Genomic DNA, 11,211 nt, shown 5'->3' on the forward strand with positions numbered 1-11,211 from the left:
ACGCAAAAGAATGCCCTATTGTTGCAGGCATAAATCCAGCAGAAAGTAACAAATCAACTTACCTCGTTTGCCAAAGTTTGGTACTTACAGTATTATTAGACTACGAAAATACGGTTATTCGCCCAATTATCCTGTGCAGGTATGAGGCATACACTCCGTTTGTGGGAAAGAGAAGTTCAGGAGTGGGCAAAAAAAACGAATCAACAGCCTCCAAAAATTCATAGTAGAATAAAAGGATTGGTTATTACAGAATGAAGAAACATTTTTCTTTTTAAAGAAATTTATTTTTTCAAATGGGAATTGACGAAATCTTCTTTGGATTCACTGCCCAAAACCTCATTTATTTCTGTATTTTTGACCGTTAACCCAATCATCAACTCATCAATTTCATGTTAAAACCTCTCCTGACAGGGCTGTTCGCAGTCAGTCTGACCTGTTCAGTCATGGCCCAGACGACCTTTCCGCGAAATGGCGTTTATGACGAGCGACCGGGGCTATATGCCTTCACCAACGCAACCATTGTTGTTGACCCCCAAACTACCTTACAGAATGCTACGCTATTGATTCGGAATGGTCGAGTCGAGGCTGTAGGAACTGCGGTTAGTGTACCCAACAGTGCCGTTGTTACCGATTTGAAGGGCAAACGGATTTACCCGGCCCTCATTGACATTGATTCCGATTATGGTATGCCCGAGATCGTTCGCGGTCCAGGTGGTGGTGGTCGTGGGGGTGGTGGTGCTCCACAATATGAGTCGAACAAAAAAGGAGCGTATTACTGGAATCAGGCGATTCAGCCAGAAAACGAGGCCAGTACGCTTTTCAAGGCTAATCCAACCAAAGCCGATGAACTCCGTAAGTTGGGTTTCGGGGTGGTGTTGACGCATGCACACGATGGTATTGCGCGAGGAACCGGTTCGCTGGTTACGCTGGCCGATGATCGTGAGAATACACTGGTGCTTAAGCCAAATATCACGGCTCACTATTCATTCAGCAAAGGAACTTCTGGACAGCAGTATCCAAACTCCATGATGGGCGTAGTAGCCTTGTTGCGGCAGGCCATGTACGATGCCGATTGGTACAAGCGGGCTGGCAGTAAAGAGCAGGCAAACATGTCGCTCGACGCGTTGAATCGCACCCGTTCGTTACCGGCTATTTTTGAAGCCAATGATAAGCTTGGCATTCTCCGGGCTGACAAAATCGGCGATGAGTTTGGTATTCAATACATTATCCGAAGCTCAGGCGATGAGTATCAGCGTCTGGATGAAGTAAAAGCAACAGGAGCTTCCTTAATTGTTCCCCTAAATTTCCCCCAGCCTTATGATGTTGAAGACTCGTGGGATGCGGACAACGTATCGTTAGCCGAACTGAAGCACTGGGAAATGGCCCCTATGAACGCCGGACGCGTAGCCGCAGCCAATATCCCCTTTGCGCTGACAACCGCTGGTTTACGAAACAAAGCTGATTTCTGGGCTAACCTTCGCAAAGCCATTGAAAATGGTTTGTCGGAACAGAAAGCACTCGAAGCGCTGACAACTATTCCGGCTAAACTGATCCATGCTGAAGACATGGTGGGCACCTTGCAAAAAGGTCGGGTAGCTAACTTCCTGATTACTTCGGGTAACCTATTCAGCGCCGACAATGTGATTTTTGAAAACTGGATGCAGGGTAAACAGTACATAGTCGCTAATAAAAACGCAGCTGATTTACGTGGAACCTGGAGTTTGACGGTTGGCAGTCAGAGCAATCTGAAACTAAATATCACCGGAAAAACACCAGACAAGCCTGAGTACCAGATTTTGGTGGATACGGTGAAAGTAACTCCTAAGGTTTCTGTAGCTGGTGATATTATATCGATTCAGGTTCAGTTAGACAAGCGGAAGCCCGGTACAACGCGTCTGACGGGTTATCGGACGGGTACGACGATCAAAGGCGACGGCGAATCGCCAGATGGTAAAATCATTACCTGGTCGGCAACTCGTACGGGCGATGCACCTAGCTCAACAACGGCCACATCCACGTCGGCTACCAGCACCACATCGGCTATGGCGTCGACGACGGCTACTGCCCCAGCGAGCAATACGGCGGCTACGATACTTTATCCGTTTGTGGGGATGGGTAACCTGAAAAAACCACAGGCCGAAACGGTGTTGATCAGAAATGCGACCGTCTGGACGAATGAAAAAGATGGTATTCTTACGGGCACAGACGTACTGGTAGAAGGCGGCAAGATTTCTAAAGTTGGCAAAGGGTTAACCGCTCCTGCGAACGTGAAAGTGGTGGACGGAACCGGTAAACACCTGACGAACGGTATCATCGACGAACACTCGCACATTGCCCTGTTGTCGATCAACGAAGGTGGCCAAACCAGTTCGGCTGAAGTGCGGATGTCGGATGTAATTAACCCGGACGATATTAACATTTACCGTCAGTTGGCGGGTGGCGTTACGACCTCGCAACTCTTGCATGGCTCGGCCAATTCGATTGGTGGTCAGTCGGCTATTGTGAAACTGAAATGGGGCGAATCGGGCGATGGCATGCTGATCAAAGGCGCTGATGGATTCATCAAGTTCGCGCTGGGCGAAAACGTAAAACAGGCCAACTACCCCAACCCGAACGTGCTAACTCGCTTCCCACAATCGCGGATGGGCGTGGAGCAGGTTTATATGGATCACTTCATCCGGGCGAAAGAGTACGCCAAAGGGTGGGCTGATTATAACAAGTTGACAGCTAAGGAAAAAGCAACGGCGATTGCTCCCCACCGGGACATTGAGCTGGATGCACTGGCCGAAATTCTGGCAAACAAACGATTCATCACCTGTCACTCCTACGTTCAGTCGGAAATCAATATGCTGTTGAAAGTAGCTGACTCGCTGGGCTTCAAGATCAATACATTCACGCACATTCTGGAAGGCTATAAACTGGCCGACAAAATGGCGAAACATGGTGCAGGCGGCTCATCATTTGCTGACTGGTGGGCGTACAAAATGGAAGTACACGATGCCATTCCATACAATGCAGCCCTGATGCGCAACCAAGGCGTAACTGTTTCGATCAACTCTGATGATGCTGAAATGGCCCGTCGATTGAATCAGGAAGCGGCTAAAACGGTCGAATATGGTGGCGTTCCTGAAGAAGATGCCTGGAAAATGGTAACGTTGAATCCTGCCAAACTGCTACACTTGGATAACAAACTTGGTAGCATTCGGGCGGGTAAAGATGCCGATCTGGTTCTCTGGAATGCGCACCCACTGTCTATTTATGCTCGTCCTGAAATCACGATGATTGAAGGAGCTACCTATTTCAGCCTGAAAGATGAAGATGCCAAACGTGATGGTGTTCAGGCCGAACGCGCCCGGATTATTCAGAAGATGTTGACTGCTAAATCGGGCGGTGCGTCGACTGTGCGGCCTAATTTCCGTCGGGCACGTATGTGGCATTGCGAAGACGTAGAAGGCATGTTTGCTGAAGAAGAGGAAGAGCAGAAATAGAGGCAATGTTATGGTATTCAGTTTATGGTTTACGGGGGTGCGTTAGCCTACCGTAAACCATAAACTGAATACCAAAAACCAACATAATATGAAAAAACTATTAATTCCCATATTAGCTCTGGTTGCGCTTACGAGCTATGGCCAGAACCCCGCTCCGGCAAAGCCGCAAACAAAGGCTATTGCGCTCATGGGCGGCACGGTACACATTGGAACCGGGCAGGTAATTCCTAACGGGGTTGTTCTGTTCAGCAATGGTGTCATTACGAATGTTGTTGATGGAACAACGGTTCGCCTGAATCTGAACGACGTTGAGGTGATCGACGTGTCGGGCAAGCATATCTATCCGGGCCTTATTTCGCCAGTTTCAACGGTTGGCTTGCAGGAAATTGGTGCCGTTCGGGCAACAGTCGATATGCGTGAAGTTGGCATATTGAATCCTAATATCCGGTCACTGATTGCTTATAACACTGATTCCGAAATTATCCCAACGATTCGGAACAATGGCGTTTTGTTCTCACAGGCTGTGCCACAGGGCGGTACTATTTCGGGAAGCTCGAGCGTCATGATGTCTGATGGCTGGAACTGGGAAGATGCGGTGCTGAAAAAAGACGACGGTATCTGGCTTAACTGGCCAACTTACCTGGCCCGCGATTTCAATTTTGAGGATTTCACGACCGTTGTCCGTAAAAACGAACGTCGGGGAGCTGCGATCGATGCGCTTCGGGCGACGTTTGCCGATGCGAAAGCGTATTCTGCGCTGACAAATCCAACGCCAATGAACCTCAAACTGGAGTCGATGCGTGGGTTATTTACGGGCAAACAGAATCTGTACATCCGTGCCGATTACGGCAAGGACATTATGGAGGCCGTTACGTTTGCGAAGTCATTGGGTGTTCAGAAAGTTGTTATTGTTGGGGGCGAAGAATCGCACCGGGTGGTTTCGTTTCTGAAAGAGAACAATGTTCCGGTTATTCTGAGCGAATTACACCGACTTCCAACCCGCGAAGACGAAGATGTTGACCTTCCTTACCGACTGCCTGGTATTCTGCACAAAGCTGGCGTACTGGTTGGTCTGAGCTATTCGGATGGTTGGTGGCGGACCCGTAACCTGGCGTTCCTGGCTGGAACAGCCGCTGGTTTCGGGGTAACAGATCGCGAAGAAGCCTTGAAAATGGTAACCTCGAACACCGCTAAAATTCTGGGAGTCGATAACCTGGTCGGTACGCTCGAAAAAGGTAAGCACGCTACGTTGTTCGTTTCGGCGGGCGATGCATTAGATATGCGGACGAACGTAGTTGAGCAGGTGTTTATTCAGGGTCGGAAAGTGAATCTGGATGACCGACACAAGCGCCTTTACAAAACGTATAAAGACAAATACGAAAACAAGTAACGAGAGTTACTAATTCATTTTTGTCATCCCGACGAAGGAGGGATCTTAAGGTTTATTAGCTCTCTAATAAGGATAATTTAAGGTCCCTCCTTCGTCGGGATGACAAAAAAGCTTCTTTAGAAAAGGATTAACCACAGAGCCACAAAGAACACAGGAGTATAAACCAAAAACTCCGTGTTCTTTGTGGCTCTGTGGTTAATTAGTTTTTATAAGCCCTTACAGGCTGCTGGTTGATGCCGAATAACAGTGTATTTCCCACGGGTAATACACTTCGCACATCGCCCACTAATTGAAAACCGGCCTGCTGTTGAGGAATTGCTGAAAAATTCCCCTTACCATCGCCCCGAAGAAGCAATCCATAGTTTGCATCGGACCGACCGAATCGTAAACGAGCCTGGGTTGTGTTACCGCACAAAAGCAAGTCCTTTTTACCGTCCTTATCATAATCAACAGGAGTGATCGTGAAGATTGGTGATTCCTGAACGGCTAGCGGTAAGGGCTTTTCAGCGTATTTGCCAGCTGAGTTACTCAAAAAGAGGCTGGTTTTTAATTGATTTGCGATCAACTTATTCGAGCCTTCCAATTGTTCATCCGTAAATACATCAGCCAGGGTAGCATTGGAATAGCTATCGTAATTGGTGAATTTATGACGAAGCATACCTAACTGATCAAGCAGTTCGTCGCGGGTAGCGTGGGGGTAGCTTTTCCCCTGCACGTACAGACAAAGGATCGGGTCTATTTTGCCATTTTTGTCGAAATCCTTGTAAATCAATTCGGCGGGTTCCTTGTCGCTGGCACGGCATTGCGTATTCAAGCCCTGATTTCCTACGACCAAATCAGGTCGCCCATCGCCGTTAAAGTCATCGACCAGAAGTTTGTTCCACCAGCCCCGATATTCCTTCTCAAAGTACGTCTTTGTCTGATCGATTAAGCCCTTTCCTGAAAAGCCGAGCACCGTGATAGGCATCCACTCACCAACAATAACCAGCTCTGGTTTGCGGTCGGCGTTGAGATCAATCCAGGCTGCATCGGTAACCATCCCAAGGGTGGATAGCATAGGGGCTAACTGGGCTGTTTGATCCGTGAATTTCCCATGACCGTCGTTAATGAGTAGGAAACTCTTAGGCGTTTCGGGATAACGGCCTGGTATGACCCGACCCCCAACGAACAAATCAGGGTGCTTATCTCCGTTAACATCGGCTACGCGCACACAAGCGGCACTGGTGTTCAAAACAGGCAATGCGTTCGGGCTTTTGGTGAAATTCCCTTTGCCGTCATTCAAATACAAGCGATCCTGCAAACGGGAATCATCGGGGGTTAAATCGCCATAACCACCGCTGCATACGTAGAGATCAGGAAAGCCATCGGCATTAGCATCAAAGAAAACGGCATCGGCATCATTACTCAATTTGTCCGCTTCAAAAGCGGGTTGGGCTTTACGACTAAACTGGTTGCCAGGTTGCTGGATAAACAACGCTCCGGCTTGATCCGTACTGCCTCCCACATACACATCTTCACGACCGTCGCCATTCACATCGGCTTTGACTAAACAGGGGCCATTAAAGGACTGTGCATTGACTAGTAGCGTTTGCCGTTTGAAATCGTTGGCTTTATTAATCGGATCGGTAAAGGCAATGGGTGATTTTATTTCCTGAAAAAGAGCAGGCCCCACCTTAGGAGACTGGAACGTCGATTGTGCGTTTTTCTCCTGTAATGCCAGCTGTTGGTCCGCTTTTACATTGGTCAGCAGTTGTTGTTTACCCGTTGGCCAGATTACCCGAAGCGAGTCAATACCCGTGTCGGTTCCTAAACCAAAATGCAATCGTGGCGACATACTCGACTGATAACCACGCGTTGGCATCTGTTCGACGTATTGCTGTTGGTTTTTACGATAGAGAATTACTTTAGCACCTAGCCCCTGTGTGTTTGCCCCAATGCCTTCCAGTTTTAGAGTCAGGTAATGATGCTGACGTTCTTTATTGGCTTCGTTCTGGAAAATGAAAGCGGGCTGGTTGGTATTGTTTACGATAAGATCTAAATCACCGTCGTTATCCAGATCGGCATAAGCGGCTCCCGTACTGTTAGAATGTTGCGTTAACCCCCAGGCCGAACCTACGTTGGCAAATGTGACTTCGCCAGATGGATCACCCCCACGGTTTCGGAACATATAATTCACGACATTGGAGGATGGGATTTTATGAACTAACTCCAGAACATCTTCGCGACGGAAATTCGCCGGACGATTTTTCATGTAGTCGGTCATGTATTTCAGGAAGTCCAGGTTCGTATAATCGCGAACGTAGCCGTTAGTGATGTATAGATCTTTCCAGCCATCATTATCATAGTCGGCCAGTAGGGGAGACCAGCTCCAATCGGTATTAGAAATGCCCGCCATCTGACCAACTTCAGAGAATAGGGGCTTGGCAGTTCCCTGCACCTTGCCACCTACACCCTGGGGCGCTCCCCATGTTCCTTCATTAAGCTGCAACATATTTCGCATGTGCTGGTAATGAAAACCCGACTGCACACTAAGGTCGAATTTGTCGTAGTTATCGGGAGCCATTAATAGCTTCTGTCGCCGGTTATCTTCCGGAAGCATATCGAGAGTCAGGATATCGGGACGGCTATCGTTGTTCACATCGGCAACATCGTTACCCATCGAAAAATTGGAAATGTGCCGAACGCTGGTGCTGAGTTGATTGGTAAACACCGGTCCGCCAGACCGCCCGCCCTGATTGTTGATGTAGAGATAATCAGGAACACCATAATCATTCGAGACATACAAATCTGGCCAGCCATCATTATTCAGATCAGAAACGCCGACTCCCAAGCCATAACTCAGCACTGAACTGCTCAGGCCTGATTGCTCCGTTATGTCTTCGAAATGATTGCCCGTATTCTTTAACAAGCGAGAGCCAATTTCTGGATTCGATTGTTGCATGATGGCCGATGTCGCCTGTGGGTCAAGGATGGGCAATAAGCGGGGATTATGATTGAGCAGAAACAGATCGAGGTCACCATCGCGATCATAATCGAAGAAAGTGGCCTGTGTGCTCTGTCCCGGTCTGTCTAAACCATATTGAGCTGTCTGCTCTGAAAAATGCGGGATGCCCTGTGCATCGGGGCCGTCGTTGATGAAGAGTTGGGGGATGCGTTTTTGTGGAGGTAAACTACCCGAATAACTGACAAATAGATCAAGCCGACCATCGCCATTTACATCGGCCATTGTTACGCCCGTTCGCCAGGGACCTTCTCGACCAGCTACACCAGCGGTTGCGGTTATATCGGTGAATTTCATACCTCCTTTATTGAGGTACAACTGATTGGGAACCATGTTGCCGCTGAAGAAAATATCTTCCAGTCCGTCGCCATTCAGATCGCCAACAGCTACCCCGCCCCCATTGTAAAAATACTCGTACATGAGCACGTTTGTATTCAGCCCTTCGGTCAGGTTATTGGCGAACGTAACCCCAGTTTGTTCGGGTGTTAATGAGGTAAAGAGGGGAGGGCCAGTATTCTCTGAGGTAGCCTGTCCATCGGAAGAATTCTCCCGACAACCACTTGCCAGGAAATAAGTTATAAGAAGCAACCAACCAGATAGTGCACGTAAAAAAAACTTCATAAAAGAGAATCGATAAAGAACTTGAGGAGACTATTTATAGCAATTTGCTACAGTAAGCAAGCAGTTTTTTTAAATCGTTCTCCTGCTTGAAATCGACGGATTCATTTGTCAGATAGGCCATAACCTGTTCCCGATGTTTGCCGAATACCTTCAATAGATTAGCTTTATTCAGCAGATAAGAACGGTTGTTCTGATCAATAATAAGGTAAGTTTTGCCTTTTATCAACAGAAGATCCCCTTTCGCATCAAACTTACGTATGGATGCATTATCGGAAGAATAGAACTGGTAGTTGGTAATGGATGCTGTGCCTGATGATTGATTATAGGCCCCTAATTTTTCACCTTTTGCCATTTCTAAAATTCGCTTTTCGGCGAGTTTGACGAAACCATACGTATCAATCAGTTCCATATACCCCAATTTTGGGTCATGCCAGAATACATTCTGTGGTGGTGACTGATCGCCTGGTGCAAGATTGTCAATACTAACCAGCCGAACCATAGGTTGATCAGCTATCGCTAGCGTATCACCCTGTGCGTTGATAAATTGCATTTCGCCCAACAGTATGTTGTAGTTAAAGCGAGCTGCCGCAGATGTTCCATTGTTAAATAAAACCGTACCATTTCGAAACTGCTCGTAGCGATATCGCTCGTTAAAAGGTAGTGCTTTCGTTTCACTTACCCCCCCCTCTTACCCGGATCAAATTTGTGCTCTGAGCCTGCGCGTTACTCTGAATAATTGCCCAGATTAGTGTACAAAACAGACTTGTTTTCATAGCATAAGAACGGATTGTTACCAAAAAACTGATGCCAGCGCATCAATACGCCGGCATCAGTTCAATAACAAACTTATTAATGAATATTAGTAACCGGGATTCTGAATCAACTTGTTGTTCCGATTAATCTCGTCTCGGCTGATAGGGAGGAAGTAGATCTTATCGTTCCATTTCCGGTTTTCTTTCCCAGTTCCCAGATCCTGTACGCTGTACGTATAGGTATAGTTATCCTTACTGTACTTGTAAGTCGTAACCGACTTGCCTGGTTTTAACTTACCTGCAATTACAATAATGCGGGCTTGCTGACCGAGTACAGTTGGGGCAATCATCCAACGACGAACATCATAGAAACGTTGATCCTCCATGAACATTTCGACGTTTCGCTCATTCTGGTAACGCGTTATCAGAGCAGCACCCGTTTCAGTGATGGCAGGCATACCGACCCGGAAACGAACAGCGTTGATCCATTTCTTCGCTTCAGCTTCCTGACCCAGCATCAAGCAGGTTTCTGCATAGTTCAGCACGACTTCCGTAAACCGAATCTGGATCGAAGGAATTTCCTGACGGATATTCTGATCCACGATAGAAACGTCTGTGTTAAAGAACTTACGAATCGCGTAGCCCGTCCAGGTACCGTTCCAGTTTTCGATGGTGCTGTTCCGCGTGTCTAAGCCCGAAAACTTGGTAGGGGAGGCCGAAGTGCCCACTTCATATTCGCCCATCTGAATCTGACCGGCTGGGTCGATACCTGCTCCATCGGGTGTACGTGGTTTCCACTGTGCACCGTCATACAGGATAGATGCATAGAAACGGGGATCGCGATTTTCGTAAGGAGCCGCTGCGTGAGTTGGGTTCTTCCAATCGAACTTCGTACCGTCCATCATTTCGTAGTTATCGACCATTTGCTGAGTCGGTTCACTGGAAGTCCAGCCATGGTAACCGTTTGGCATATTGTTACGAGGGAACCAGGAACCCCAGTCGTCATTCGAGGCACGGATGTAGTACTTTAGGAAAATACCATCAGTTTCTCCTCCGTTCTGCGACAGCGACAAGTTAATGTAGTTCTGCTGACCTTCGGCCGGAGTAACCGGCGCGGTTAGGTTCAGCTTGTAACCGTACAGATTCAGATCCATAACGGCTTTCGCAGCATCTTGTGCCCGTTTCCAACGAGTAGTGCGGTCGCCACTCACGTAGCCCAGTAATTCTGGGTTGGCGAAACCAGCGATGACACTTGACTTAGCTTTGGCCGTTGGAATGTCGTGCAGATCACTTGCAGCATAAAGCAACACCCGTGCTTTCAGGGCCATAGAAGCCCCCATTGTAGCCCGGCCAGCGGCCATGCTACGGCCTTTTAACAGCGCAGAGGCTGAGTCCAGATCAGTAACGATGGCGTTAACACACTCCTCGTACGTATTGCGGGCCACGGTAAAATCTGGCTCATCCAACGTATAAGGCGTTTTGATCATAGGGATAGCCCCATAATAGCGCAGTAACTGGTTGTAGAGGTAAGCGCGCATAAAATACATCTCACCACGCATCCGACCGGCCAAATCGCCACTATTGTCAAACGTAGGCTTAGCCAATTTTGCCAAGGCAATATTAGCGGCCCGAATGCGGGCGTAGACGGCTCCCCACTCCATCGTACTTTTAATAGTGCCGGTATTGGAGGGGCTGACGTTTGCTTCATTAACGTCCTGTTTGCCGAAGCTATACAGGGCATTGTCCGTCTGACAGTCGAAGCTCATTTGATCCAGCAGACCATCCCGAATGCCGTTATATACATCCGTTACAAACGCTTCGGAGAGGGAACGGTCGGCCCAAACGGCGTCGCCCGATACTTTATCAAGCGGCTTAGTATTCAGGAAATCACTGTTACAGGCGATCATCGTTGTGCCCAACAGCAGACTGAACGATAAACACTTTGCTATATAATTCATA

5 protein-coding genes are annotated in these 11,211 nt (G+C 48.0%); 2 read left to right on the forward strand and 3 right to left on the reverse strand.

Going from position 1 to position 11,211, the window contains the following annotated elements; translation table 11 throughout:
* The first annotated feature begins 389 nt into the window (after window positions 1–389).
* Window positions 390–3,488: an amidohydrolase family protein gene (locus H3H32_RS09765; RefSeq protein ID WP_182462493.1), complete on the forward strand. Its 3,099-nt coding sequence runs from the start codon at window positions 390–392 to the stop codon at window positions 3,486–3,488.
* 88 nt (window positions 3,489–3,576) lie between these two features.
* The gene (locus H3H32_RS09770) at window positions 3,577–4,878 is read left to right on the forward strand and encodes an amidohydrolase family protein (RefSeq protein WP_182462494.1); all 1,302 of its coding nucleotides are present in this window, start codon (window positions 3,577–3,579) and stop codon (window positions 4,876–4,878) included.
* 199 nt (window positions 4,879–5,077) lie between these two features.
* Here H3H32_RS09770 and H3H32_RS09775 read toward each other — a convergent pair whose 3' ends face one another.
* The 3 genes from H3H32_RS09775 to H3H32_RS09785 form a co-directional block, all read right to left on the reverse strand.
* Window positions 5,078–8,500, reverse strand: a complete 3,423-nt coding sequence (locus tag H3H32_RS09775) for a VCBS repeat-containing protein (protein WP_182462495.1) — start codon at window positions 8,498–8,500, stop codon at window positions 5,078–5,080.
* A gap of 34 nt (window positions 8,501–8,534) precedes the next feature.
* Window positions 8,535–9,050: a hypothetical protein gene (locus tag H3H32_RS09780; protein WP_182462496.1), complete on the reverse strand. Its 516-nt coding sequence runs from the start codon at window positions 9,048–9,050 to the stop codon at window positions 8,535–8,537.
* 309 nt (window positions 9,051–9,359) lie between these two features.
* Window positions 9,360–11,210: a RagB/SusD family nutrient uptake outer membrane protein gene (locus H3H32_RS09785; RefSeq protein WP_182462497.1), complete on the reverse strand. Its 1,851-nt coding sequence runs from the start codon at window positions 11,208–11,210 to the stop codon at window positions 9,360–9,362.
* Window position 11,211: the final 1 nt, after the last annotated feature.

This window comes from Spirosoma foliorum (assembly GCF_014117325.1).
Lineage (GTDB): Bacteria > Bacteroidota > Bacteroidia > Cytophagales > Spirosomataceae > Spirosoma > Spirosoma foliorum.

What these genes read in the sequence shown, in the direction of transcription:
- H3H32_RS09780 (WP_182462496.1), bottom strand. Translation starts at nt 9,050, where the DNA reads ATGCAATTTATCAACGCACAGGGTGATACGCTAGCGATAGCTGATCAA.
- H3H32_RS09765 (WP_182462493.1), top strand. Translation starts at nt 390, where the DNA reads ATGTTAAAACCTCTCCTGACAGGGCTGTTCGCAGTCAGTCTGACCTGT.
- H3H32_RS09775 (WP_182462495.1), bottom strand. Translation starts at nt 8,500, where the DNA reads ATGAAGTTTTTTTTACGTGCACTATCTGGTTGGTTGCTTCTTATAACT.
- H3H32_RS09770 (WP_182462494.1), top strand. Translation starts at nt 3,577, where the DNA reads ATGAAAAAACTATTAATTCCCATATTAGCTCTGGTTGCGCTTACGAGC.
- H3H32_RS09785 (WP_182462497.1), bottom strand. Translation starts at nt 11,210, where the DNA reads ATGAATTATATAGCAAAGTGTTTATCGTTCAGTCTGCTGTTGGGCACA.